The sequence below is a fragment of the Nonomuraea marmarensis genome, assembly GCF_043197025.1.
Classification (GTDB): domain Bacteria; phylum Actinomycetota; class Actinomycetes; order Streptosporangiales; family Streptosporangiaceae; genus Nonomuraea; species Nonomuraea marmarensis.
On record NZ_JBICRM010000034.1, the window covers coordinates 1 to 21,449 of the forward strand.

Genomic DNA, 21,449 nt, shown 5'->3' on the forward strand with positions numbered 1-21,449 from the left:
GCGAGTCCTTCCGGATGAAACAGGCACGAACCAGGACACCAGCACGCCTGATCAAGAAGTAGTCAACTACGAAGAGGCGGGGACTTCTACATGGCCACCAGCGGCGACACGCACTTGGCCGTTGACAGTACTTCGGTCCAGCCCAAGATGGCAGCTGTCGTCTGTACCTTCAGCAGGGAAGCGCGGTCAGTGGCCCAGCCTTCGTCCTTGGCTGTAGCTACCAAACGTTCCAACCACGATTGCATCGTCTAGTTCTACCGTAAGTACGGCGAGTGTTTCACCCTGATGCGGCGCAAAGGGTCACCATCCCGACTGCCGTGGGCCCACTACGGAGCGGCAGCGGGGCGGCGACAGAGGTGCAAGCCTGGCCTGATGTGCCCTTGTGCCTGGGCATTTTCCATAATGAATGGACGCCAGCAGCCGGAATCGGGATGGTGCCGGAGGGGCGGCCACCTGGCTTGTCTGAGTCGGTGGAGGGCGGGATGGATCGTTAGCCCACCTTCACGCGCATCCGGACACTATTCCAGAGTCGGAGCGTCTCCATGTGATTGGCGTGAGGGCTCCTGGAAGCGCTCACGCGCGCTCTGAAACGCGCGTTTCCCATCGTCAATGGGTCGTTTTGCAAACGCGACGACTCTATGGCAAGATGATCTCAGCAAAACACAACTTGACCTGCGGAAATGCGGCGGAACACCGGAGGCGGCGGCACCCCACCGCCGCACCTGAACCCCCACCGGAGCCGCCCCGGCCCACTGATGCAAGCAGAAAGGCAAGCATGGCCATCCCCGCACCCGAGGCGGAACCCCCCACCACCGCCGAGATCGCCGAGACCATGCTCAGCGTGCTGCGCCGACTCGCCGCCGCTAAGGACCGGCGCATCCTGCCCGACCAGTACGACAGCGTCACCGACCAGCTCATGGAAAACCTCGCCGCCCTGATGCGGGAGTTCGACTGGCCGCGCGGCATGGCGCTGGAAGCGATCCACCACGCCATGACCCACGGCACCACGCTGCGCGACGCAATGCTCGCCAACCAGACCGGCTGACCCAGCACGACCCCCGGCCTCTGGCGGCCACCCACCGCCGGGCCCACCTCCACCAACCCAACCCGGCCTTATTGATAGCACTACAGCTAGCGCTAAGGCGTCCCCCAAGGAGAACCGACATGGCACCGAAGCCCACCCTTGAGCAGACCGCGATCGTCGACGCCTTCACTCCCGGCGACAAGAACCTCGTCGTCGAGGCCGGTGCGGGAGCGGGCAAGGCCCTGCGCGCCGACCAGCCGGTACTCACCCCCACCGGGTGGCGACCGATCGCCGAACTCGCAGTCGGAGACCCCATCATTGGGCGTGACGGGCTGACCTACGACGTCTCCGGCGTCTACCCCCAGGGCGTGCGACCGCTGTACGCCATCCGGCTCTCAGACGGCAACACGGTGATCGCGGACGCCGAGCACCGGTGGCTCGTGCAGCACCACAAGAGGCGCGACCGTGGCACGCCGGGCGAGGTCCTGACCACGGCCCAGATCCTTGAGCGCGGGCTCACCCGGCCGGCTGGCAACGGCGCCCGGTGGTTCCTGCCGATGCCCGAGCCGGTGAAGCTTCCCGAGGCAGAGCTTCCGCTTGACCCGTGGCTCCTTGGGCTGCTGCTCGGCGACGGCATGCTGGGCAAGGGAACGCTGGTGATCTCCACGGCTGACGCGCCGATCATCGACCGCGTCCGTGCCCTCGTTGAGCCGATGGGAGTCACAGCCACCCCCAACCCGACGCGCCCGATCGACTACCGCCTCAGCGCGCGTCGGACGACCAAGCCCGGCCACCGCGGCTTCTGGAACCCGCTCGTGGAAGCCCTCAAGGGCCTCGGCCTGCGGGGCGTGATGAGCCACGAGAAGTTCGTCCCGCAGGTCTACGCCTTCGCCTCGGCAGACCAGCGCCTGGAACTGCTGCGCGGTCTCCTCGACTCTGACGGGCACCGCAGCAACGGCGACTCAGCCGAGTTCGTCACCACAAGCTCCCGCCTCGCGGAAGACGTCCGCTGGCTGGTGCAGTCCCTCGGCGGAACGGCGACGCTGGTCGAGAAACCGACGACGCACAAGCTGGCGTACCGGATGCGGATCAAGCTTCCCGCGCATCTCGTGCCGTTCTGGCTGGAGCGCAAGGCTGCTGGCTGGTGCGACGATGCGCGCGTTATACCGTTCCGGGCGATCCGCTCCATCACGCCGGTCGAGCCTGGCGAAGCGGTGTGCATCAGCGTGACCGCGCCGGATCACCTGTACCTGACGACCGGCTGCATCCCGACGCACAACACGAGCACGTTGAAGATGGCCGCCGCCGCGACCCCCGGACGACGCGGCCTGTACATCGCCTACAACCGGGCGATCAAGGAGGACGCCGAGAAGTCGTTCCCGAAGGACGTGATCTGCAAGACCGCGCACGGCCTTGCCTACGGAGCCGTCGGCAAGCTGTACGCCCGCAGGCTGCGCGCCCCGCGGATGCCGAGCCTGCAGATCGCCAAGCTGCTCCGGATCAACTCCCCGCTGTACGTCCCCGGAGGAATCATCCCGCCCGCCGTGGTGGCGCGGATCGTGATGAGCACCGTTGCGAAGTTCTGCCACAGCGCGCACACCAACATCCTCCTGCAGTCGGTCCCGCGTATCCCCGGCTTCGACGACCCCGAGACGATGCGGGTCCTTGCTGCGGAGATTCCGCTGCTCGCCATGAAGGCGTGGGAAGACCTGACCAGGGTGGACGGCAAACTGCCTTTCTCGCACGACGTTTATCTCAAGATCTACTCCATGTCCGGCCCGCAACTGCCGTACGACTACGTGCTGATGGATGAGGCGCAGGACGCCAATCCACCTGTGACCGCGATCGTCGAGGGCCAGCGGAACGCGCAGAAGGTCCTGGTGGGAGACCAAAGCCAAGCCATCTATGGCTGGAGAGGCTCGTCTGACGCCATGGCTGGCTTCGACGGTGTGCGGCTCACCCTCTCCCAGAGCTTCAGATTCGGCCCAGCTGTGGCCGAGGAGGCGAACAAGTGGCTGGAGTACCTGGACGCGCCGCTGCGGCTGCGCGGGTTCGAGCAAATCAATTCTCGCATCGACGCCCTGGCCGAGCCTGACGCGCTGCTGTGCCGTACCAACGCCGCGACGATCGCCGCTGCGATGGACGCGATGAAGAACGGCAGCCGCGTCGCGCTGGTCGGCGGCGGCAAGAGCATCGCCGCCCTGGCCGAGGCAGCAATCCAGCTCAAGGCCGGTGCGGGCTGCTCTCACCCGGAGTTGTACGCCTTCAAGACTTGGGGAGAGGTTCAGGATTACTGCGAGAACGAGGAGGCCGGGTCTGACCTGGCGCCGTTTGTGAAGCTGATCGACTCCCACGGCGCTGACGTGGTGCTCGACATCGTGGGCCGCCTGACGAGTGAGGACCGCGCCGACCTGGTGTTGTCGACGGCGCATAAGGCCAAGGGCCGCGAGTGGCATCACGTGAAGGTCGCCGACGACTTCTCCGAGCCCAAGCCGAAGGACGACGGGAGCCCCGGTATGATCCGCCGCGAGGACGCGATGCTCGCGTATGTGACCGTGACCCGCGCCCAGTACGTGCTGGACAACGCGGGCCTGGCCTGGATCGACAACTACCTGTAACCCGCCCGCGCCTGACGCGAGCAGTATTGCTGGCGTCAGGCAACCCCCCACCAATAGGAGCCAACCCATGGCCAAACTGTCCGACCTGCTGCACGTGAGGACCTTCGGCAAGGGCCGATACGAGGCCGAGATTCCCGGCTTCGGCCGGTTCGAGGGCGAGAGGCCCACGGCCGCCATCGACGCCGCGGTGGCCGCGTTCAAGGAGTTCCACCTGATGGGCGACGACACGAAGGTGGAGTACATCCCGTGCAACGACGGCAAGACCTTGTTCCACTGCTGGGCCACGCCGCACGGCTGGGCTCAGCAGATCGTGAAGCTCGACCAGGGCGGCCGAACGGCGGGTTTCGGGCACTTCTCCCGCGACCGGGACGGCGACCGCACCTGGGAGCAGTTCGTCGCGCGGATGCGCGAGTGGGCGGCCGACTACGACGGCACCGTCTCCGCTGCCGCCGCTTCCTGACCAACCATCTCCGGTCGACCGGCACCCCGCCGGCCTCGGCACAACCCTGGCCCGACCCGGGGCCAGCACCATCCTGCAAGCACAAACGCAAGCGAGAAAGGCCACCCAACCCATGGGAACCACGACCCGCAAGACCACCAAGAGGAAGCGTCCCCGCGCCGACTTCACCCCTGAGCAGCGCGAGGAGTGGAAGGCGCGCAAGCACGCCGACAAGAGGGCCGCGATCTCCGGGAGGGAGGGCGCAGCGGCGCTCCTGGCCCAGCGGTCCGACCTGATCGACGCCTTCCGGGTGTACGCGAGCCGCGTCATGGATCACCGCACCCTCGGCAACACGCTCGGCATGATGGCGCAGAACCCCGCCGCGACCCGCGTCAACTCGGCGTTCTTCTGGGCCCGGGAGGGCCGGGCGGTCCTGCCTGAGGCGAAGCCGATGTGCGTCCTGGCGCGCCGCAAGGGCAACAAGATCGTCGAAACCGAGGACCCGGACACCGGCGAGACCGAGGAGACCGTCGAGGGCAAGTGGTCCGGCTGGACCGGCGAGCGGGTGTTCGACGTCCGCGACACCGTCCCGGCGAAGAAGCCCTGCGGGCACTGCGGCGCCGCGCCGGGAGACACCTGCCCCGGCTCGTGCGCGGTGTACGTGCCGGTGCCCGGCCCGGTGCCGACGCGGGAGGAAGTCGCCGAGCTGCTCGACGAGATCCTCCGCGACGAGGGCGGTTTCGATTTGTGCTTCCTCGAGGCTGCGGCCGATGAAGCGCAGGACCTGGACGACGAGTCCGCCGAGGACGACGAGTGACCCCCAACCCCAACCCCAACCCGAACACGAAGACCGGCCGCGCGCAGATCGCCCGGCAGGCCCGCCAGCACGGCTACTTCCACGACTGGAAGAACTTCACGATCGCGGTCACCTGCCCCCTGTGCAGGGAGCAGGCCAGCGGCCACCAACCCGGCTACGGCGAGAGCGTCATCAATGCGCTCGACGCCCTCATGGACGACCACCTCCTTTACGACTGCCCGAAGGGACCACAGCAGTGACCACCACAGAGATCACCCTGGCGAAGCGGTATGTCCTCGCCGGAACGCCAGGCTGGGGCGAGCACGACCACACCATCCGCACGCAGGGCCTGGCCGTCGCTAACGCGCCCCCCCTCATCGGCAACCCCACCTGGTACGGCGAATGGATGCACGGCCGCCACTACGCGGCCGGTCCGCTCGACCAGCTGGCCAAACCCTGGCACGCGGACGACGCCGTGCTGCTCGTGGAGATCACGCCGCAGACCATCGTGCGGAAGGTGGAGGCGTACGTCACCAGCTGCGACTGCGGCGACAGTCGCTAGAGTCCGCGGGGTATCACAGCACCCCCAGACTCGACATGATCAATAGAGTCAGAGTTACTGTTCCAGCGAACGCGATCCCGGCGCGGCTGAGAGCGGCGGGAGCCTGAGTGCCACCCGCTCGGGCGAGGTAGCCCGCGAGTTGGGCAAGGATGATGCCGATCAGTACGGCGATCGTGACTAGTAGGGCTTTGATGGGCGTCATGTACTTCGTCTCGATTCGCGAAACGAGATCAAAGAAGTCGCGCGCGCAGAGGTGACAGGTGCGACGACAACTCGATCCCACACGGACATAACCGTTGGTTGGTGATCGAGCCTGATGTCGGAGTCGTCATCCCTGCGAACTCCATGCCCTCGGAACCCATCGACCCTTTGTGAGGGGATGGGCTCAATATCAGGCCCTACGTTCGCAATGATGCCATCTGAACCCAATACGTGCGGTGCGATTGGCGAAAGTGGTTCCTGCAGGTCGCCCGGCCCGGCAACCCGCTGCCGGACGACGTGGAGCTCGGCCTCATCGACAAGAACGACCCGGCCTCTCTGCTGGCGGTGAAGGCCCGCGCCGCAGCGATCGAGGGCAAGGCCGACCAGTTCCAAATCGCCTACCTGCACAAGGACCTGTGCCGCACCGCGGAAGACCCGGCCAGCATCTGACCCCAGCTCAGCCCGTGGGGCGGCGGCCACCCACCGCCGCCCCCACCCAACCGACCCACGGAGATCCTGATGGCCAAGAAGCGGCGCCCCCCGAAAGATCTGGACCAGCTCGACCTGTTCGCGACCGAGCCCGAAGACCCGGCGCCGACCCTTCCCGCGCCGGAGGAGACCATCCACCTGTCCGGCCTCGCGGCCGCCGTACAAACCCCGCCCGAGCCGGAGCCGGTGGTCGAGGCGACGAACGTCCTCCGCTCGCCGCGCCAGCAGCGAGCCCGCATCGACCGCATCGCGCCGACGAGCCTCGCCGAGCGGATCGCGGAAGCGTGGCACCGGCAGCACGCTGGCGACGGCATCGCCATCCCGATGGGCATCGTCGCCACCCTGGTCCTGCTGCGACGCACCGCAGTAGACGGGACGGACGTCGCGGAGTTCGTCCTGTCCCTCGACAAGGCCGAGCTGGTGAAGTTCCACCGCCACGTCTGGGCGACGCTGTGGATGCGGCAGCCGTACTTCGTTGCCTGCGCCTACCCCATCCATAGCTGGCTAATGGACGAAGACGAGGACCTGCCCGCGAAGGTGGTCGACGCCATCCACGCCGTCACGCACACTGCCATCACAGGCGGCCTGTTCAACATCACCGGCGACGACGACCCGGCGATGCGGAGCGACGTCGACATGCTCGGCACCCTCCTCACCAACCTACGGTCCGAAGGAGCCCGGGGGGCGCTCGCCGAGATCCACACCCCGCCTGAGCTTGCCGACATGATGGCCCGCCTCCTGATCACGCCCGACGACTACGAGCCGGGCGCCTGGTTCGCCGAACCGGCGGCCGGCACGGGCGGCATGTTCCGCGCCGTATCGCTCGCGATGCGCCTGCAGGGCATGAACCCCGCCAACTTCGGGTGGCACATGGCGGAGCTGGACCCGATCGCCACGGCGTGCTCGGCCGTGAACGCCATCGTCTGGGGGCTCGGGCCGAACGTCCTGATCTTCTGCGGCGACACCCTCGTGACTGGCGACACCGTCACCCCGGCGATCGAGTTCCGCCAAGGCGTGCTGGACCACCACCACGAGGTGATGAGCCGCTTCGCGATCGCCCAGGCCACGCGGCAGGTGCACGCCCTGGTCACCATGCTCGGCGTCTCGGACTGACTTTGATGCCAGCCGTATTGCTTGCAGTACGGCTGGCCCCTCGCCCCCTTCGAAGGAGATCCGCATGACCTGGAACAGCGTCCTCAACGCCGTCCCCGAGACGGTGGTCGAAGCTCTCGACGCAATCAACACGCGGGTGGGCTGGCCCCGCCAGCGCCCCGACCCGTGCGCGGGCCACATGGTGAGCCAGCACGAGCCCGTCGACGGCATCGACGTGTCCATCGACAGCACGTCCGTGGAGGTCCGCGTCGCCGGGATCACGGTCGGCGTCGGGGCTCGGTGGCAGGCCATCGGCAACGCCTACGTCTTCTGCCTCCTGCCGCACACGTCCGCGCTCGAAAGCCCGTACCTGACCGGCCTGTACCAGGGCGGCGCGATCAACGCCTTCCAACACCACCTGCTGGTCAGCCACGGCACCCACCGCTACGACTGCAGCTCCCTCGCGCCCCGCGACCGGTGGTGCCGCATCTGCCGAGGCGACACGGACGCGTGACGACACCTGCCCCAGCGATCACCAACCCCCTGACCTTGAAGGACCCCGGCATGCCTACCGACCCGAACCAGATGTTGACCGCCACCCTGACGAGCGAGATCTGGGACCACATCTGCGATCGGCTCGGCGACTACGCCGACCAGGCCGAGGAACGCCCCTGGCTGGGCGACTGCTTCGACTGCGACACGGCCGACCCCGGCATGTGCTCCCAGCACCAGGAGGCGGCCGAGTACGGCGCACAGGTCCGCGCCTGGCGCGACCAGATCGTGGAACAGCTCGCCGGCCCACCGGAAGCCACCCTCGCCGAGCTCATCGAGCGAACCGGCCTGCCCCTTGACAGTGACATCCGCGACGTCATGCCCGGCCTGTCGACCCGCGCCATGAACTGCCTCCTGCGGGAACGCATCTACACGCTCGGCGACCTGGCCGCGCGAACCGATGACAACCTGCTCGACATCCGGAACATCGGCGTCGGATCCCTCGCCGAAATCAAGATCATCCTCCTCGCGCTGGCGGTGGGCTGCTGATGTACGCGCCGCTGTACCTCGCCCCGCCGTCGACCCCGTCAATCCGGGCAGAGATCGCCGCTGGCCGGCTGGGGGCGATCCTCAACCCCGCCAGCGGCAACCGGCTGCCCGACGTGGGCCTGTTCGGCGTGGACAACGCGGTGTACGGCGGCAGATACCCCGGCAACCGGAAGTACCTGAAGTACCTGGAGCGGTTCGTCCCGTACGCCGACCGGTGCCTGTTCGTGACCGCGCCCGACGAGGTGGGCGACGCGTTCGCCACCGTGGCGCGGTCACGGCCGATGCTCAAGGAGATCCGCGCCATGGGTCTCCCGGCCGCCCTGGTCGCGCAGGACTACATGGAGTTCTGCCCAGGCTGGGACTGGGACGACTTCGACTGCCTGTTCATCGGCGGCAGCACCGAGTGGAAGCTGTCGGACGCCGCGGCGAACCTCGGCATCGTCGCCAACTCGATCGGCCTCTGGACGCACGTCGGTCGGGTCAACTCCCTGCTGCGCTACCGGTTGGTCGACTGGGCCCGCTCCGTCGACGGCACGTACCTGCAACGCGCAGGCCCCGACCGGGGCCTGCCGACAGTCCTCGGCTGGTGCGACGCGCTGCTCAAGGGCGACGACCAGCCGCCCGGCCTGTTCGACCCGCCCCCTCCTCCGAACCCGGACCAGCTCGACCCGTGGGACGGCGGCTACGACCTGGCGTCGTGGCTCAAGCCTCCACCGCTGCTGCGGGCGACGCGGCGCCCCGTGCCCGATCAACTCGCCCTGCTCTGAAAGGACACCAACCGTGGACAGCGACACCCTGTTCGACCCGCCGCCGGCCGCCGATACGGCCCGGGCCACGCAAGGCTGGACGACGGTCACCCGGAAGAAGGTCACGGTGACCGTCGAAGACGAGTTCGCCGCCGCCGAGCCCATCATCCGGCCGGGCCAGCGCGACTTCTTCCCCCGCGATGCCATCTACCGGTGGGTGTGGACCCCCGAGGGCGGCTGGGACCTGAGCCTGTACGAGCTGAGCGGACCCAACCGGAAAGCAGACGGCTCGGTCGGCCTGATGACCGTGACCGAACGGCGCCACGGACTCCACCCAGAGTCGTGGGCCAAGCTGCCGGACTGGCTGTACCTGGCCATGGTTGCCACCCGCCCCGACTGGGAGCCGCCCGCGGCCCACCTGCAGCCGGTCGATGGGGCGGTCGAAGCCGTCATGGCGGCGGCGGCCGGCGACGAGTCCGTCAGCGTGCGCGCCGACGACGACCTGGAGAGTGGGCGGGGATGGTAGCTCTGAGAGCACGGAAGGAGCGAGCCGCGCGGAAAGAGCAAACCGCGCAACTCCTGGACCTTGGCGTCACCAGCTCGGCCGTGATCGGTGACCGTCTCGGCGTCCACGAGCGGACCATCCAGCGGTATCTGCGGGAGCTGGAAGGCGACGTCGACCGGCGAGTGATCCTGTACCCCGAGGTCAAGCCGCAGGTGTTGGAGCACCTGCGCAGGTACCCGCATCTACGGACCAGCGCGTACATGCTCGCCCGAGCTGTCGGGCTGCTGCTAGATGAGACCAATTACGGCCGCGTTGAAAGCGCCCTGAAGAGCCTGGAACGGGACGGCCTGGTACGGCGCGAGATTGGCACCCGCAAGGATGGCGACTACAGCAGCTCCGTGAAGGTGACCCTGTGGTCGCTCGCCGAGCAGGGGCAGCCCGATGGGCAATGAGCCGCGCGGGGCCGTCGCTCGCGAAGCCGCCGTGGACCAGGCACCCGCCGACCAGCAGCGCGGCATGTGGCGGATCTACATCACGCACCCCGGGGCCAGAACAAGCAGAGTCGACCCCGCGGTTACGTCGACCGCGCCAGAGCACCGACCGACTGTGCTCTTCCGCGTGGTCGACGAACCGAAATGGCATCAGCTCTACCGGGGCGGGTGTCTCGGCTGCGACTGGGAAGGCCCCGAGACCGCCAGCGAGAGCAAGGCCGTGGAGGACGCCCACGACCACACGTGGCCCGGGTGGCGTGACCTGCCCGCCGTGCAACAGCCGAAGACGAACTACGAGCGGTGGCTGGCCGAGATAAGACGCGCCTACCCGCCCGGCTGGCTGGAGGCCGGCGGGCCGATCGTCACCATACGGTCCGACTCCCGGTTCTCCCGGCACATGCCCGGCAAGGCGCCGGGCGGCGGCTACGACCTGGCCGCCACGTACTACCAAGCCAAGAAGCAGCGGAACAATGATCCACAACCGACCCTTGATCTGGAGTTCCCCTGATGACCGACCTGACGAAGTGGCCGCGTCTCCTCGTCGCTGGCGAGCCGGTGACGCGCGAGCAGGCCAACGAGATCCTGATCCGCACCGACGACTGGTACATGACCTCCAACGACCAGGCATGGAAGGCCGCGGTGACGAGCCTGGCCGCCGAGTACGGCATGCCGGTCGAGCCCTCCAGTAGGGAAATCGAGGCGTTAAAGGCCAGTTGGGCTGCGAAGACAGCATGGCGTAAGCGGATGGGCGTCCTGCAGCTGGAGTACCTGGACAACGCGCGTATCGCGTCGCCGTGGATCGGCGGCCCGAAGGGCTGGTGCGACTGGGACGGGCGGATCGGCTGCTCCACGTACAACGTCGGCAAGTGGCCGACAGTGGAGCAGCTGACCGCCGAGTGGGAGACCATCGCCGCGGCGTTCCCGTTCCTCAAGCTGCACGCCCAGGCCGTCACGGACGAGGGGGAGGGCGAGGTGGCTGCCACGTGGGCGGTCATGGGCGGCCGTGCCGCGCTGGTCGAACCGGTGGACGAGGTGGCCCGCATCGAGCAGCTGGACAGCGCGGAAATCATCGCCCGCCTGGGTCCTGGCGGGGAGCGTGGCGTCCCCCTGGACCGGCTGCGCGAGGCCCTGGAGCAGGTCGCGAAGGCGGCGCTGTGAGCGACTGGACGGACCGGCAAGACGTCCTGCTCCGCGAAGGTCCCGGACGCGGGCTGCAAGGGCCTGTGTCAGGAGCACTGCACGACGATCGCCGCAGGTAAGCGTGAGGCTCAGCGCATGGCCGAGGCGGGTTCCCCCTGGCGACGTCGGCCGCGGCCCTGCTCCGGGAGAGGCGCAGCTCGGTGACTGAGGCTGAGCCGTGCGCGGCCCTCGGTGGCGACGGCCTGCCAGGCGTATCGGGTGCGTCCGCTGATCTGCCGTCTGTGGGGCGCGACTGAGGGCATGCCGTGCGAGCACGGGTGCGTCCCCGAGCGCGGGCGGCTGACCGACGCTGAGGCGCAGCTGCTGATCAAGCGCTCCAAGCGCATCTGAAATGGAGGAGGTGCAAGCAAAAGGGCTAGCACCGCCTCATGCTTGAGCCGGACGGCGCGCTGAATACGTGGGAGGAGCCCGGCAACGAGCTGCGCAAGGCGCGCATGCGCCCGCCGCGCCCGCGCCACCTCCACCATGTAGACACCGGCAGGCGCATAAGCCCGAATCCGCCACATGGGTTCGGGCTTTCTCGTACGATGAGCCCCGTTCCACCGAGAGCGTCATTTGGGAGAAGGAGAGGCGCCCCAGAGAGACAGGCACACGGAGCCATAGGCGACTTGGGACCAGGGCGAACACACTGCCTGGTCGCTGCCCTAGCCGTATTGTGTCCGCTCACAGATTGGTGGAACCGACCACATGTCATCCGAACGTGTGATCCTGATCGTTCTCGCGGCCATCGCCGCCATCGCCATCGCCGCCGCCCTCATGCTCGCGGACGGCTCAACATGGCCTGCCGCGCTCCTCACCGGCCTTGCCGCCGGTGGAGTCACGCTGTGGGGCCTGCTCGGCTGGTTCGGCCGCAACCCGCAGCCGTAACCACGGGAGGGCCCGAACCCCCTCTGTCGGGTTCGGGCCCTTCGTGCTGTAAGGGCTACCAGCCGCCCATGTGCCGCATGCCGCCCATGTGGCGGACGCCGCCGCCCACGCTCGCCGTCCAACCGCCCGTGTCACCGTGTCTGATCATGGCCGCGAGCCTGCCAGCCCGGCCCGCCGGCCGCAACCCCCGCCAGCTCGGCCGCCTCAATCCGCTCAGCCTGCGGTCGTCAGGCGCCGGGTGTCTGCGGGTAGAGCGGGATGCCTTGCTTGCGCAGCCATGCCTTGAGGGCGGTTTCGAGGATGTCCTGCGGGCCGGTGCCGGTGTCCAGGCAGGCGATGGTGAGCCGGTTGTCGGTTTGGCGGGTGATGCGTGGACCGATGCTGACCTCGTCGATCTCTTCTTTCGTCCGGCGGGTGCGTTTTTTGTCGGTGCGTTCCCGCTTGGGCCGGCTGCCGTCTGGGTTGCGGGGCGGTTCTGCGTCGGCGGGGATGCCGAGGAAGTCGAGGTAGTCGACGAGGGCGGCTTCGACGATGCCGGAGACGCCGAGGCCGGTCTTTTCGTTGGCGGGGGTGAGGCGTTCGTTGGTGTGGTAGCTGATGCGGACGGCGAGGGTGGGTTTGTCCTGGCGGCTTTTGGTGCGCACGCGAGATCCCGCTTGCTGTTCCGCTTGCTTGACCAGTGCCTTGCGGGCGGCGGTGGCGGTGGTTGAGCGGGCCATGGGTGGCGGTGTCTCCTTGGCGGGCGGGTGTGGTGTCGCCTTCCACCTTTCCGTGCTTCGGTTCTTTCTGCAAGTGACGTTGCTTGCGTTTTGGGTGGCCGTGGGGGGCGGCGGATGCGCGCGAACGCCCTCCGGCGTAACGCGGAAAGCGTGCACGCGTGACGCTCAGAGCCAGCGTAAGCGTTGTTGATCATGGTTCGCGGGTGGTTGATCGTTCCGCGCGTCATGGCCGCTCAGGGGACGTTTCAGCACGTTTTAGGGGTCGTTGCGAATTCGGAACGAACGTGCAAGAATGGCCAAGATCCAAACGTAAGCGAACGTGAGCAAACCCAACTCACGCAAGCAAAACGGCAAGCACCAACCCAGAAAGGCAGGCACGTGACCGCCGCCCCCGAGAAGAAGCTCGACCTCATCCGCAAGCTCCTCTCCGTCGCCGAACACCCCAACACCGGCCCCGAAGAAGCCGAAACCTACCGCGAGCGCGCATACAAGCTCATGGCCAAGTACGGCATCGAACGCGCCCACCTCGCCGCCGCCGGACAAATCACCGACGAACTCAGCAGCTTCCCCCTCGTCGTCGACAAGACCCACCAGGCCGAGCACGTCTCCCTCCTCACCGCCATCACCAGCGCCAAGAACTGCCGCGTCCTGCAGTGGAAGCTCTCCGGCAAGACCTACCTGATGGTCTCCGGCCACCAGAGCGACCTCGAGGTCGTCGCGATGCTCTACGCCTCCCTGTGTCGCTGCAGATGCTCAACGAAGTCGCCCGCGTCACCCCCACCGGGCGCAAGACCCTCAGCACCGCCCGCAAGAGCTTCATGGCCGGGTTCGCCAGCCGCGTCGGCGAGAAGCTCCGCGAGGCCAACAAGGCAGCCACCTCCTCGGCCGCACACGTCGAAGGCCGCTCCACCGACCTCGTCCTGCGCGACCGCAAGGCCGCCGTCGACGACTACTTCGACCGCATGACCCCCAACACCGGCAACATCAAGGCGCGGAAGGTCGGAGACACGGCCGCCTACTACGCCGGCCGCGAAGCAGGCGACCGCGCCGACCTCGGCGGCACCCGCGTCGGATCCGGCGGCCAGCGCGCCCTCAACGCTTAACCCCTCGGGGCGGGCGCCACCCAGCGCCCGCCCCTTCATCCCAACCCACGAAGGAGAACCGTGAACATCGAGAACACGGAATCGACCTGCACCACGTGCAGCGGCCCCATCCGCAACCAGGCCAAGGACGGCCGCCCCGACCTGTGGGACCACACCACCGTCACGGACCGCCGCTGCTACATGCCGATCCCGCCGTACGAGGTGGAGGAGGCCCTGCCCCGCGAGACCCGCAAGGTCCGGATCCGGGTCGAGGAGCTGGTCACCTACGACTGGGAGACGGAGTTCGAGGTCCACGTCGGAGTGACCCCGCAGGAGCTGTCCTCCTACATCGCCTCCCACGAGGACCGGTGGGTCGACGACTTGGAGAACAACTTCTTCAGCGCCTGCGACCGGGAAGTCCTCGACGACCAGACGTTCTTCGTCGACGACGCCGGTTACCTCGCCAACCTGGCCATCGGCATCGAGGAGTGCCCCACGTCGATCGTGACGTGGCTGACTATCACCTGCCCGGTCTGCGGCGTCCAGCCCGCCGAGGACGACACCGCGCACCAGAACGTCGGCTACATCGTCGGGATCGCCTGCAACGGCATGCGTGTCGTCAACCCCGACTGGATCGGCATGGACGGCACCGGCTGGACGGACTGGACCCAGGACCAGCCCACTGACGCAAGCGGAAAGGCTGGCAAGTAATACCCGTGCAGGACATCCACCCGCACGACTGACACCTCAGGGTGGCCCGGCGCGCGGCCGGGCCACCCGCCCACCCCTCAACCCGGACCTGCGTGAGCTACTGCCGCGACGTCGGCAAGACACCTGAACCCATCCGCGCGACCTCGCCCGCCAGGCCGAGGAAGCCGTCGAACCCCGACAGCTCGACCTGTTCGCCGGGCTGTAACACCTGCAGGAAGGACACCCATGAAGTACGCGATTCTCGACACGGAGTCGACCCACCTCGACACCGAGTTCGGCCACCTCTGGGAGGCCGCGCTGATCATCCGCGACACCGACTTCCCTGACATGGGGGACCTGGAGTTCTGGTGGCAGGTGAGGCCCGATCTCACCACCGCCGACCCCAAGGCATTGCAGATCAACAAGTACTACGACAGGAGCCTTGTCTCTCACCTGCCGGTCGGCGTAGGCGTGCAGCTGATGTGCGGGACGGAGTTCGCCGACGCCGCCGAGGGCACGGTCATGGAGAACGTGACGGCGGACAAGATGGCGCTCCAGCTCGCCCGGCACCTCGACGGCGCGACGATCGTGGCGAACAACCCCCGCCACGACCGGGACTTCCTGCGCGCGTTCCTGCACGCGAACGGGCAGGCGTTCACGGCGTCGCACCGGATGGAGGACATCCGGGCCACGCTGACCGGCTACGTCTACGGCCGTCTGTCCGCCTACGACGGCAAGGTGGACGAGGCGTTCGCGGCCGAGGTCGCCCCGTACGTGCACGATTGGCTCGACGGCGCCACGAACGTGCTGGCGTGGGAGATCGTCGGCGTCACGCAGGATCCGGCGACCAAGCACACCGCTCTCGGCGACGCCCGCTGCGTGCGGGACGTGCGCGACGCCATCACGCAGGGAGTTCGTAGGTGATGCCCGGCGAGGAGGAGCCCACGGACGTCCTGGTCTTCTGGGGGCCCGGCGGCTACCTGGAGGGGGCCGTCGACCCGGCCGCGAGGGTCGTGGTCGACGGCGAGCACTACGCGATCTGCGGCAACACCGGCGGTTTCCGTGGACACGGGGGCCGCCGCTTCGACATCGCGTTCCACGACGGCCGGACGGCCACGACGCGGAACCTCTGGCACCAGGGAACCGTGCCGCCCGAGTGGCGGCACCGCTACCCAGACAACGCCCGCTTCGTACAAGCCCAAGAAGGAGTACAGGCATGAGCTACGGCTACGGACTGGACTGCTCGGCCGCCCGTGACGCGCAGCGGGCCGCCGACGACGTACGGCACGACGTGGACATGCTGTCGGACGCCGTGGCGCGCCACCGGGTCAACGCCGACAGCGCGAACTCCGATATGGCGGTCAGGGTCCACGAGCTGTTCGAGATGATCGACGCGCTTCGCATCCAGGTCGCCAGGCTGGAGCAGCACCTGAAGGCGGTTGAGGGCCGATGAGCGCGCACGGCTACATTACCCGCGACGAGATCGCCGAGGTGGCCGGCCTGCTGTGCGCCCGGCTTGGCGCGCTGTCCGAGCGGGCCTACATACAGGCCACCACGATCAACGGCGAGTACGAGAACCCGATCGCCCTGGCCAGGGCGTGGGTCGAGGTTCGCGAGGTCCTGGACGAGGTGCGGAAGGACGCCGCCCACTACGGCGACGACTGGCAGGACCACATGCCCAACCGGCCGGAGCTGTTCGACGTCGAGTACCACGACTACGACTTCGACGCCGACAAAGGCCGGAAGACCTACGGCTACATCGAGGACCACGACGAGGCCGAAGACCGGCGCGTCGCCCTCGAAATCATCCGGACGCTCGCCGCCCGGTTCCCCCTCACCGTCGCCGAAAGGAACTCCCTGTGAGTGTCGACCTGACCCATCTGGGTCTCACCGACGACCAGGTGCGCGAGCTGGTCAAGCTCGCCGCAGCGGCCTGCGCCGTGGCCCAGGACGAGCCGAACCCGCTGAACTGGGCGCTGGACTTCTTCGACGACCCCGAGGCCGTGGTCGAGCTCGGCGTCAAGGTCTGGGACCAGATTGACGACAAGTACGGGGTCGTGTGATGGGCGCCTCGACGTGGTCCGAGGCGGGGCACGTGCTGGCCGACGAGCTGGGCGCTGACGACCTGCTGGGGCCGTCGACCAGCGAGGACGACCGGCTGCGCATGGCTGACCGGCTGCTCGTGGCGCTGGACACCAGAAGGTACAACGTGGTGAAGCGGAACACGGTGGCCGCACCGGCGGCGCCGCCGCCTTTGGTCATCTCGGCGAGCAGGCCCGTGGCCGTGGATCGGCTCGAAGCCGGGATGATCGTGCAGCGGCACACGAGGCAGGAAGAGGGCTCCGACCACGTGGAGACCGAGCTGCCGTGCTGCGACCGTCGCATGGAGTTTGCCGCAGACCCCGACCTCGAGGTGGATCTGGTGTGTCAGTACGACCGTGTCCGCTACACCCTTCGCCTCGCGGAGGAGTACGACGGCGGCTTCCTGGCGTGCTTCTGCGTGGAAGGTCAGGTGGCGGTGGCCAAGCCGCGCCCGGCCAAGAGGAAGGCGACAGCGTGAGCGTCGAAGACAAGAAGTACGGCACGCCGTACGCGGAGACAGAGGTCCTGCTGGCCATGGCCGAGCGGGACGTCGACCACGCCCGCGCGCTCCTGGCCGAGATGACGCCCGGGGAGCGACACGCGCTGGAGCACCAGTGCCAAGAGGTCATCAACCTCATCCAGATCATGCGAGAGGACGAAGAATGAGCGACATGCCCCACCGCAAGTACCCATGTCGAGAATGCCCCTGGCAGGTCACGGCCGAGCCCGGGAAGTTCCCCGCCGAGCGGTACGAGCAGCTGCACTCCACGTGCCGGCCGGACGCGGCCGGTATCCCGCCGCTGCCGGGCACCCCGATGTTCGGATGTCACGCTGGTAGCCCGGGCACGGGCGAGGACCTGGCGTGCGCAGGCTGGCTCGCGGTAGAGGGCCACAATCACATGGGCGTGAGGCTCGCGGTGATGGACGGCAGGCTGCCCATGGAGGCGCTGGACCGGGGAGACAACTGGCCGCAGCTGTACGAGTCGTACGAGGCGATGGCCGAGGCGAACGGCGCCGCTACCAGGGAGGACGTACCGTAGTCCGATGATGCGAGCCGTATTGCTTGCAATAGCGGTACGGCTCGCTGCCCCTCTTGGACTTTGGAGGACAGCGTTGCCCGAGACCGACACGAACCCGCTGTGCATCGGCCCTCGCTGCGGACGGGGTGAACCCCGCCAGGCAGCGAACGGGCGCCTCATCTGCGCAACCTGCACGACCAGGCTGCGACGCGACACGGAGATCACCCCGCTGCTCACGCGGTGGCTGGAGCAGCACAAAACGCCGGGCCAGGGCGGCGGGGACAAGGTGTCCGGCTCTCAGGAGGCCGGCACGCCGCCGCGGCTCGATGTGCTGTCGATGCTGCACGAGGGGGCGACGCCGATCCACGGCGACGATGACGACCAGATCGGCCCGCCGTCGATCCCGTCGACGTTGAAGAACTGGGCGTGGCTGATCGCTGAGCAACGTGGCCTGGTCTACCCCCAGCGGGCGGACGTCGACGAGTTGTCGGCGTGGCTGCTGCGGCATCTGGACTGGGCGACCGGCCAGCCATGGATTGACGACATGATCGGCGAGGTTGGGGCGTTGCGCCGGTGGGCGCATGGGCTCGCGCCGTGGGCTGTTCACGTGCAGGATCTCGTCGGGCCGTGCCGGGCGTGCGGCAAGCGGGCGCTGTTCCGGGTGGCGGGGGAGCGGTACATCGAGTGTGACGCGCGTGAGGACGTGGGCGGGTGCGGCAGCTTGTGGACCTGGGAGGAGTACGAGGAGCACGTGGCCGAGCTGGTGGGTAGACGCCGCCAATCTCGCAAGGTCGGCGCGAAAACGAAACGAGGTATGGCAGAATGATGTTCATGAATAACCCGAACCCCGGGCGGCTCCCCCCGGCCGATCAGAGAGCCGCCGCTGAGAAGGCCCTCCTCGAGGCGGCCCACGCCTACTACCAGGCGATCGGTGAGGCGACCGAGAAGTTCAACGAAGCCCTCGTCGCCGCGGCGGGTCGGCCCGAAGGGGTGCCTGCCAGCGACAAGAAGTCCCTGGTGACCCGCCGCCGCATGGTGGAGATCACCAAGGAGGCCGACCCCCAGGGAGAGGGCTTCACTCTCTACACCCTCTTGAAAGTCGTGTCGGACCTCACGCAGGAAGAGTAGATCTCCCCGTCGAACTGTCACTGGGAAGCTCCGGCCGCCGCCGGAGCTTTCTGCGTTTCAGAGGCCGACGGCGCGGAATCGCCGAGGTCTTCGTGGCGGGGGATCGCGATCGAGCCCCGGATGTCGATGCCGTGCTCCAACCCGAGCGCGTACGCCCGCTTGGTGTCGCCGACCAGGCGTTGGAAGGCCCGCAGCGCGACCAGCATCACGGTGCTCATGGTCACCACGATCGCGAAGCTGTGCAGCCACAGCAGGTAGATCGCGGGATAGGACAGGAACGGGTTGAGGGTGACCCAGCCGGTGGCGGCCCCCGCCGCGATCCAGGCGAGCACGGTGACGGTCACGGATATTACCAAGGCGCGATCGGTGTGCAGCATAGGAAATCCCCCAGTAGTGACGGTGGGTTACGGCTACAGCCAGTTCTTCGTTGCGTAGTGAATGAGCTGCCCTCGGGTGGCCACGCCTGCCAGCTGGCGCATCCGCTGAATGGAGCGGCCCACGGTCCGCGGGGAGCACTCACATACGCGGGCGATCACCTTGTCGGTTTCCCCGGCGACGACCTGCTGCAGAATCTTGCGGTCCTGCACGTCCAGCTCTTTGGGTGCTTGGGAGAGGTCTACGTTGTACGGGATCGCCCTCTCCCATTCCTCCTCGAAGCGGGCGATCTGGCCTGCGATGAGCGGGGCCGACTTGATCATCAGCATGGGCAGCTCGCCGCCCCGCTCCTGATGCGGCGTCAGCGCTACGGCGCTGTCCACGATGAGTAACTTCGTCGGCAGCCGTTCGGTGAACCGGATTTGCGCCCCTCCCCAGCGCAGGGTGGTGCGCAGACCCTCCATGACGGCCGGGTTGGACATGACCTCTTTCTCGTACACCACTCGCCTCCGGACATTGAGGTCGACGAGGGGGACGGTGCTCCGCTCGGGAGGTAGGGGAGGGGCCAGAGGGAAGAACGGTCCCGTGATGAGCTGCATCCAGTCGGCCCTGACAGTGCTCTGCAGCACGTCGAAGACGCTGGTGACCTCTTCGCGGCTCGTCAGGATGGACACGGTTTCGTCCGCGCTCCTGTAGTGCCCGCTGGCCTCGTAACGCTGGTCGAGATCCTGCATGAGCTGCGTCAGGCGGTCCAGGGTGTAGGCCGCCTCAGCTACGGCCGGGTTCAGCGCGTGGCGTGGGCGGCGAGCGCGGGGCGGGTCCCCGATCACGAACCCTCGTTCGCGTAACCAGTCCAGAGTTTGTTCTGGGTCCTGTGCGACGTTGTGCAGGTTCTCTGCAGGAGTGGGTCCGTTGTCGATCAGATACTTGTATAGGCGCAGCTCATCGCTGTCCCTAAGGAATGGCACGAGAGGTGTCCTCGGGGGGTCGGGCAGGTTGAGGAGATCCTTGGGGAACCGCCTCGGCTTGGGTTGGTTGGGTGTCGCTCTGTTACATGCCACCTGTGGTGTTGGACGAGTCCAGCGGCGGGGTGACTGCGGGGGAGTCCGTCGAGTCCGGCGCCGGGACGGTGGTGACGGTGACAGTGGTGACGATGTTGGTCTTGGTGATCACTTTGCTGCCGTCAGGATTGGTGACCGTCTGGGTGGACGTGGTCACGGTCTTGGTGACGCCGGGGCTGGTCGGCGTGCTGGTCGGGGTGGGGGCGGTCTGCACGGCGGTCGGAATGTCAGTCGGTTCGGTCGGGGTCTCGGCGTAGGCGGCCGTGGCTCTGGACAGGAGCAGCGCCAGGGCGAGGGCGGCGGCGGGCAGACGCAGACGGTTGAACGTAGGCATGAAGGTGCTCCAAGACGGTTTGGCTTTGCTGAACCGTTCCAACTGCGGCGGGCCGTAGGGTCCGCTGACGGCTGTGGAACGGGATGACTATTAGTAGTAAAGCTTCGGAATGCCACCCGTCTAGGGAAAATCATGACCAAAACTTGTCATGGCTAATGTCGGCCATGCAGACACGTGCCGTCCGTGATGGTGTGCAAAGTGCCTGCTTATCGGGCTACGACGCGTTCCGCATGGGTTTGGTTGTCAGGTAATCCATCCGGATTTACTGAGTTTTTGGCGTCCGTAATATAACGACGCCGTCATCCGTAACGTCACGGCGTTTCGTGCCGCATGATCTGCACCTGCTGCTTGTGGAGATCGAGCAGGGTGTTTACCTGCTGCAGGAGCACGGCGACCATCGCCTCCCGCGTCTCCGGGGCGAAGGGCAGCGCCTGGATTTCTGCGATGGCCTGGTCGATCCGCTCGGTCGTTGTCCTGGATGCGCCGCTCACAGCAGGTGAGCGGCGCCGGTCGATCTCCTGACGTAGGAGCGCGTTGGCCTTGGCGCGGCCGGCCGCCTTCACGTCGTCCGGGGTTGCGCCGACGACGAGGGCCATGAGGACGAACTCCCGGTCAGGGATGGGCCTCTTGCCCTGCTCGTAGGCGGACCAGGAGCGGTCGCTGAACGGCTTGGTGGTGTAGGTGCCCAGCATCTCGGCACACTTGGCGACGCTCAGGGGTCCTTCGAGTCCTCGGTCGGTGCGGAGTCGCTGGATGAGGGCGGCGTCGGGCGGGAGGACGGGGGTTTCGTCTTGCGGTGACGACTGCGGCATGTGCCTGCCTCCTTCGGTTCTTGCGGCGGTCTTCTGTTTTTGCTGCACGGCGCCACCGTATCAGCTGCTGCGCGAA

At 67.5% G+C, this 21,449-nt stretch carries 35 protein-coding genes and 1 pseudogene; 30 read left to right on the forward strand and 6 right to left on the reverse strand.

All coding sequences use genetic code 11. The features are described from left to right. Positions 1 to 775 precede the first annotated feature (775 nt). The 17 genes from ACFLIM_RS38730 to ACFLIM_RS38810 all read left to right on the forward strand — a co-directional run bounded on the left by ACFLIM_RS38730 (position 776) and on the right by ACFLIM_RS38810 (position 12,071). A complete protein-coding gene (locus ACFLIM_RS38730; protein ID WP_393173631.1) occupies positions 776 to 1,045 on the forward strand; it encodes a hypothetical protein in 270 nt (89 codons plus the stop codon). 119 nt (positions 1,046 to 1,164) lie between these two features. Next, positions 1,165 to 3,642, forward strand: coding sequence for a UvrD-helicase domain-containing protein (locus ACFLIM_RS38735; protein ID WP_393173633.1), 2,478 nt, complete (start codon positions 1,165 to 1,167; stop codon positions 3,640 to 3,642). A 67-nt stretch (positions 3,643 to 3,709) separates the two neighbouring features. Then, complete coding sequence (locus ACFLIM_RS38740; protein ID WP_393173635.1) at positions 3,710 to 4,102, forward strand: hypothetical protein; 393 nt, start codon at positions 3,710 to 3,712, stop codon at positions 4,100 to 4,102. Between the two features lie 112 nt (positions 4,103 to 4,214). Beyond that, on the forward strand, positions 4,215 to 4,898 hold the full coding sequence (locus ACFLIM_RS38745) for a hypothetical protein (protein WP_393173637.1): 684 nt from the start codon (positions 4,215 to 4,217) through the stop codon (positions 4,896 to 4,898). Next, positions 4,895 to 5,137, forward strand: coding sequence for a hypothetical protein (locus ACFLIM_RS38750; RefSeq protein WP_393173639.1), 243 nt, complete (start codon positions 4,895 to 4,897; stop codon positions 5,135 to 5,137). Before ACFLIM_RS38745 ends, ACFLIM_RS38750 begins: the two co-directional genes overlap by 4 nt. After that, entirely contained in the window at positions 5,134 to 5,439 is a 306-nt protein-coding gene (locus tag ACFLIM_RS38755) for a hypothetical protein (RefSeq protein ID WP_393173641.1), read from the forward strand. Before ACFLIM_RS38750 ends, ACFLIM_RS38755 begins: the two co-directional genes overlap by 4 nt. Positions 5,440 to 5,871: 432 nt before the next feature. Next, positions 5,872 to 6,090 (forward strand): hypothetical protein, encoded by a 219-nt coding sequence (locus tag ACFLIM_RS38760; protein WP_393173643.1) that lies wholly within the window; start codon positions 5,872 to 5,874, stop codon positions 6,088 to 6,090. Between the two features lie 69 nt (positions 6,091 to 6,159). Continuing rightward, a complete protein-coding gene (locus tag ACFLIM_RS38765) occupies positions 6,160 to 7,242 on the forward strand; it encodes an N-6 DNA methylase (protein ID WP_393173645.1) in 1,083 nt (360 codons plus the stop codon). A gap of 64 nt (positions 7,243 to 7,306) precedes the next feature. Continuing rightward, the gene (locus ACFLIM_RS38770) at positions 7,307 to 7,735 is read left to right on the forward strand and encodes a hypothetical protein (protein WP_393173647.1); all 429 of its coding nucleotides are present in this window, start codon (positions 7,307 to 7,309) and stop codon (positions 7,733 to 7,735) included. Positions 7,736 to 7,785: 50 nt separating this feature from the next. After that, complete coding sequence (locus tag ACFLIM_RS38775; protein WP_393173649.1) at positions 7,786 to 8,262, forward strand: DNA-directed RNA polymerase subunit alpha C-terminal domain-containing protein; 477 nt, start codon at positions 7,786 to 7,788, stop codon at positions 8,260 to 8,262. Beyond that, positions 8,262 to 9,029, forward strand: coding sequence for a hypothetical protein (locus tag ACFLIM_RS38780; protein WP_393173651.1), 768 nt, complete (start codon positions 8,262 to 8,264; stop codon positions 9,027 to 9,029). The genes ACFLIM_RS38775 and ACFLIM_RS38780 overlap by 1 nt, the downstream gene beginning before the upstream one ends. 13 nt (positions 9,030 to 9,042) lie before the next feature. Further along, positions 9,043 to 9,534, forward strand: coding sequence for a hypothetical protein (locus ACFLIM_RS38785; protein WP_393173653.1), 492 nt, complete (start codon positions 9,043 to 9,045; stop codon positions 9,532 to 9,534). Between the two features lie 80 nt (positions 9,535 to 9,614). Next, positions 9,615 to 9,965 carry a hypothetical protein gene (locus ACFLIM_RS38790; protein WP_393173655.1) on the forward strand — a complete coding sequence of 117 codons (351 nt, stop codon included), beginning with the start codon at positions 9,615 to 9,617 and terminating at the stop codon, positions 9,963 to 9,965. After that, positions 9,955 to 10,512, forward strand: coding sequence for a DUF6349 family protein (locus ACFLIM_RS38795; protein WP_393173657.1), 558 nt, complete (start codon positions 9,955 to 9,957; stop codon positions 10,510 to 10,512). The genes ACFLIM_RS38790 and ACFLIM_RS38795 overlap by 11 nt, the downstream gene beginning before the upstream one ends. Continuing rightward, positions 10,512 to 11,162, forward strand: coding sequence for a hypothetical protein (locus tag ACFLIM_RS38800; RefSeq protein WP_393173659.1), 651 nt, complete (start codon positions 10,512 to 10,514; stop codon positions 11,160 to 11,162). The genes ACFLIM_RS38795 and ACFLIM_RS38800 overlap by 1 nt, the downstream gene beginning before the upstream one ends. Positions 11,163 to 11,402: 240 nt before the next feature. Beyond that, positions 11,403 to 11,534: a hypothetical protein gene (locus tag ACFLIM_RS38805; protein WP_393173661.1), complete on the forward strand. Its 132-nt coding sequence runs from the start codon at positions 11,403 to 11,405 to the stop codon at positions 11,532 to 11,534. Positions 11,535 to 11,891: 357 nt separating this feature from the next. Further along, complete coding sequence (locus ACFLIM_RS38810; protein WP_393173663.1) at positions 11,892 to 12,071, forward strand: hypothetical protein; 180 nt, start codon at positions 11,892 to 11,894, stop codon at positions 12,069 to 12,071. Between the two features lie 227 nt (positions 12,072 to 12,298). Here ACFLIM_RS38810 and ACFLIM_RS38815 read toward each other — a convergent pair whose 3' ends face one another. Further along, the gene (locus tag ACFLIM_RS38815; protein ID WP_393173665.1) at positions 12,299 to 12,790 is read right to left on the reverse strand and encodes a hypothetical protein; all 492 of its coding nucleotides are present in this window, start codon (positions 12,788 to 12,790) and stop codon (positions 12,299 to 12,301) included. 225 nt (positions 12,791 to 13,015) lie between these two features. On the opposite strand from ACFLIM_RS38815, the pseudogene ACFLIM_RS38820 reads away from it, so the two are divergent. The 3 genes and pseudogenes from ACFLIM_RS38820 to ACFLIM_RS38830 form a co-directional block, all read left to right on the forward strand. After that, positions 13,016 to 13,255, forward strand: a pseudogene (locus ACFLIM_RS38820) (hypothetical protein); the annotation flags it as partial. Between the two features lie 272 nt (positions 13,256 to 13,527). Continuing rightward, positions 13,528 to 13,893, forward strand: a complete 366-nt coding sequence (locus ACFLIM_RS38825) for a hypothetical protein (protein ID WP_393173917.1) — start codon at positions 13,528 to 13,530, stop codon at positions 13,891 to 13,893. 60 nt (positions 13,894 to 13,953) lie between these two features. Beyond that, positions 13,954 to 14,583, forward strand: coding sequence for a hypothetical protein (locus tag ACFLIM_RS38830; protein ID WP_393173667.1), 630 nt, complete (start codon positions 13,954 to 13,956; stop codon positions 14,581 to 14,583). Between the two features lie 97 nt (positions 14,584 to 14,680). Here ACFLIM_RS38830 and ACFLIM_RS38835 read toward each other — a convergent pair whose 3' ends face one another. Next, on the reverse strand, positions 14,681 to 14,806 hold the full coding sequence (locus tag ACFLIM_RS38835; RefSeq protein ID WP_393173669.1) for a hypothetical protein: 126 nt from the start codon (positions 14,804 to 14,806) through the stop codon (positions 14,681 to 14,683). A gap of 2 nt (positions 14,807 to 14,808) precedes the next feature. On the opposite strand from ACFLIM_RS38835, the gene ACFLIM_RS38840 reads away from it, so the two are divergent. From ACFLIM_RS38840 to ACFLIM_RS38885, 10 genes are all read left to right on the forward strand, one after another. Continuing rightward, the gene (locus ACFLIM_RS38840; RefSeq protein WP_393173671.1) at positions 14,809 to 15,486 is read left to right on the forward strand and encodes a hypothetical protein; all 678 of its coding nucleotides are present in this window, start codon (positions 14,809 to 14,811) and stop codon (positions 15,484 to 15,486) included. Then, positions 15,483 to 15,782: a hypothetical protein gene (locus ACFLIM_RS38845; RefSeq protein ID WP_393173673.1), complete on the forward strand. Its 300-nt coding sequence runs from the start codon at positions 15,483 to 15,485 to the stop codon at positions 15,780 to 15,782. Before ACFLIM_RS38840 ends, ACFLIM_RS38845 begins: the two co-directional genes overlap by 4 nt. After that, entirely contained in the window at positions 15,779 to 16,015 is a 237-nt protein-coding gene (locus tag ACFLIM_RS38850) for a hypothetical protein (RefSeq protein WP_393173675.1), read from the forward strand. Before ACFLIM_RS38845 ends, ACFLIM_RS38850 begins: the two co-directional genes overlap by 4 nt. Beyond that, the gene (locus ACFLIM_RS38855) at positions 16,012 to 16,425 is read left to right on the forward strand and encodes a hypothetical protein (protein ID WP_393173677.1); all 414 of its coding nucleotides are present in this window, start codon (positions 16,012 to 16,014) and stop codon (positions 16,423 to 16,425) included. Before ACFLIM_RS38850 ends, ACFLIM_RS38855 begins: the two co-directional genes overlap by 4 nt. Then, positions 16,422 to 16,625: a hypothetical protein gene (locus ACFLIM_RS38860; protein ID WP_393173679.1), complete on the forward strand. Its 204-nt coding sequence runs from the start codon at positions 16,422 to 16,424 to the stop codon at positions 16,623 to 16,625. Before ACFLIM_RS38855 ends, ACFLIM_RS38860 begins: the two co-directional genes overlap by 4 nt. Continuing rightward, the gene (locus tag ACFLIM_RS38865; protein ID WP_393173681.1) at positions 16,625 to 17,122 is read left to right on the forward strand and encodes a hypothetical protein; all 498 of its coding nucleotides are present in this window, start codon (positions 16,625 to 16,627) and stop codon (positions 17,120 to 17,122) included. The genes ACFLIM_RS38860 and ACFLIM_RS38865 overlap by 1 nt, the downstream gene beginning before the upstream one ends. Next, positions 17,119 to 17,310 (forward strand): hypothetical protein, encoded by a 192-nt coding sequence (locus tag ACFLIM_RS38870; protein ID WP_393173683.1) that lies wholly within the window; start codon positions 17,119 to 17,121, stop codon positions 17,308 to 17,310. Before ACFLIM_RS38865 ends, ACFLIM_RS38870 begins: the two co-directional genes overlap by 4 nt. After that, entirely contained in the window at positions 17,307 to 17,684 is a 378-nt protein-coding gene (locus ACFLIM_RS38875) for a DUF6283 family protein (RefSeq protein ID WP_393173685.1), read from the forward strand. Before ACFLIM_RS38870 ends, ACFLIM_RS38875 begins: the two co-directional genes overlap by 4 nt. 73 nt (positions 17,685 to 17,757) lie before the next feature. Beyond that, positions 17,758 to 18,489, forward strand: coding sequence for a hypothetical protein (locus tag ACFLIM_RS38880; protein ID WP_393173687.1), 732 nt, complete (start codon positions 17,758 to 17,760; stop codon positions 18,487 to 18,489). A gap of 5 nt (positions 18,490 to 18,494) precedes the next feature. Continuing rightward, positions 18,495 to 18,791, forward strand: a complete 297-nt coding sequence (locus ACFLIM_RS38885; RefSeq protein WP_393173689.1) for a hypothetical protein — start codon at positions 18,495 to 18,497, stop codon at positions 18,789 to 18,791. Between the two features lie 17 nt (positions 18,792 to 18,808). On the opposite strand, the gene ACFLIM_RS38890 is transcribed toward ACFLIM_RS38885, so the two are convergent. The 4 genes from ACFLIM_RS38890 to ACFLIM_RS38905 all read right to left on the reverse strand — a co-directional run bounded on the left by ACFLIM_RS38890 (position 18,809) and on the right by ACFLIM_RS38905 (position 21,373). Beyond that, entirely contained in the window at positions 18,809 to 19,168 is a 360-nt protein-coding gene (locus ACFLIM_RS38890; RefSeq protein WP_393173691.1) for a hypothetical protein, read from the reverse strand. A gap of 33 nt (positions 19,169 to 19,201) precedes the next feature. Continuing rightward, positions 19,202 to 19,996 carry a LuxR C-terminal-related transcriptional regulator gene (locus tag ACFLIM_RS38895; RefSeq protein WP_393173693.1) on the reverse strand — a complete coding sequence of 265 codons (795 nt, stop codon included), beginning with the start codon at positions 19,994 to 19,996 and terminating at the stop codon, positions 19,202 to 19,204. Between the two features lie 220 nt (positions 19,997 to 20,216). Continuing rightward, positions 20,217 to 20,561, reverse strand: coding sequence for a hypothetical protein (locus tag ACFLIM_RS38900; RefSeq protein ID WP_393173695.1), 345 nt, complete (start codon positions 20,559 to 20,561; stop codon positions 20,217 to 20,219). Between the two features lie 311 nt (positions 20,562 to 20,872). Next, complete coding sequence (locus ACFLIM_RS38905) at positions 20,873 to 21,373, reverse strand: hypothetical protein (RefSeq protein ID WP_393173697.1); 501 nt, start codon at positions 21,371 to 21,373, stop codon at positions 20,873 to 20,875. Between the last annotated feature and the right edge of the window lie 76 nt (positions 21,374 to 21,449).

Excerpts from the sequence above, each read along its gene's own strand:
- ACFLIM_RS38900 (WP_393173695.1), bottom strand. The coding sequence starts at position 20,561 with ATGCCTACGTTCAACCGTCTGCGTCTGCCCGCCGCCGCCCTCGCCCTG.
- ACFLIM_RS38775 (WP_393173649.1), top strand. The coding sequence starts at position 7,786 with ATGCCTACCGACCCGAACCAGATGTTGACCGCCACCCTGACGAGCGAG.
- ACFLIM_RS38770 (WP_393173647.1), top strand. The coding sequence starts at position 7,307 with ATGACCTGGAACAGCGTCCTCAACGCCGTCCCCGAGACGGTGGTCGAA.
- ACFLIM_RS38815 (WP_393173665.1), bottom strand. The coding sequence starts at position 12,790 with ATGGCCCGCTCAACCACCGCCACCGCCGCCCGCAAGGCACTGGTCAAG.
- ACFLIM_RS38765 (WP_393173645.1), top strand. The coding sequence starts at position 6,160 with ATGGCCAAGAAGCGGCGCCCCCCGAAAGATCTGGACCAGCTCGACCTG.
- ACFLIM_RS38890 (WP_393173691.1), bottom strand. The coding sequence starts at position 19,168 with ATGCTGCACACCGATCGCGCCTTGGTAATATCCGTGACCGTCACCGTG.
- ACFLIM_RS38875 (WP_393173685.1), top strand. The coding sequence starts at position 17,307 with ATGAGCGACATGCCCCACCGCAAGTACCCATGTCGAGAATGCCCCTGG.
- ACFLIM_RS38735 (WP_393173633.1), top strand. The coding sequence starts at position 1,165 with ATGGCACCGAAGCCCACCCTTGAGCAGACCGCGATCGTCGACGCCTTC.
- ACFLIM_RS38855 (WP_393173677.1), top strand. The coding sequence starts at position 16,012 with ATGAGCGCGCACGGCTACATTACCCGCGACGAGATCGCCGAGGTGGCC.
- ACFLIM_RS38840 (WP_393173671.1), top strand. The coding sequence starts at position 14,809 with ATGAAGTACGCGATTCTCGACACGGAGTCGACCCACCTCGACACCGAG.
- ACFLIM_RS38740 (WP_393173635.1), top strand. The coding sequence starts at position 3,710 with ATGGCCAAACTGTCCGACCTGCTGCACGTGAGGACCTTCGGCAAGGGC.
- ACFLIM_RS38795 (WP_393173657.1), top strand. The coding sequence starts at position 9,955 with ATGGGCAATGAGCCGCGCGGGGCCGTCGCTCGCGAAGCCGCCGTGGAC.
- ACFLIM_RS38745 (WP_393173637.1), top strand. The coding sequence starts at position 4,215 with ATGGGAACCACGACCCGCAAGACCACCAAGAGGAAGCGTCCCCGCGCC.
- ACFLIM_RS38885 (WP_393173689.1), top strand. The coding sequence starts at position 18,495 with ATGAATAACCCGAACCCCGGGCGGCTCCCCCCGGCCGATCAGAGAGCC.
- ACFLIM_RS38865 (WP_393173681.1), top strand. The coding sequence starts at position 16,625 with ATGGGCGCCTCGACGTGGTCCGAGGCGGGGCACGTGCTGGCCGACGAG.
- ACFLIM_RS38730 (WP_393173631.1), top strand. The coding sequence starts at position 776 with ATGGCCATCCCCGCACCCGAGGCGGAACCCCCCACCACCGCCGAGATC.
- ACFLIM_RS38800 (WP_393173659.1), top strand. The coding sequence starts at position 10,512 with ATGACCGACCTGACGAAGTGGCCGCGTCTCCTCGTCGCTGGCGAGCCG.
- ACFLIM_RS38850 (WP_393173675.1), top strand. The coding sequence starts at position 15,779 with ATGAGCTACGGCTACGGACTGGACTGCTCGGCCGCCCGTGACGCGCAG.
- ACFLIM_RS38780 (WP_393173651.1), top strand. The coding sequence starts at position 8,262 with ATGTACGCGCCGCTGTACCTCGCCCCGCCGTCGACCCCGTCAATCCGG.
- ACFLIM_RS38905 (WP_393173697.1), bottom strand. The coding sequence starts at position 21,373 with ATGCCGCAGTCGTCACCGCAAGACGAAACCCCCGTCCTCCCGCCCGAC.
- ACFLIM_RS38810 (WP_393173663.1), top strand. The coding sequence starts at position 11,892 with ATGTCATCCGAACGTGTGATCCTGATCGTTCTCGCGGCCATCGCCGCC.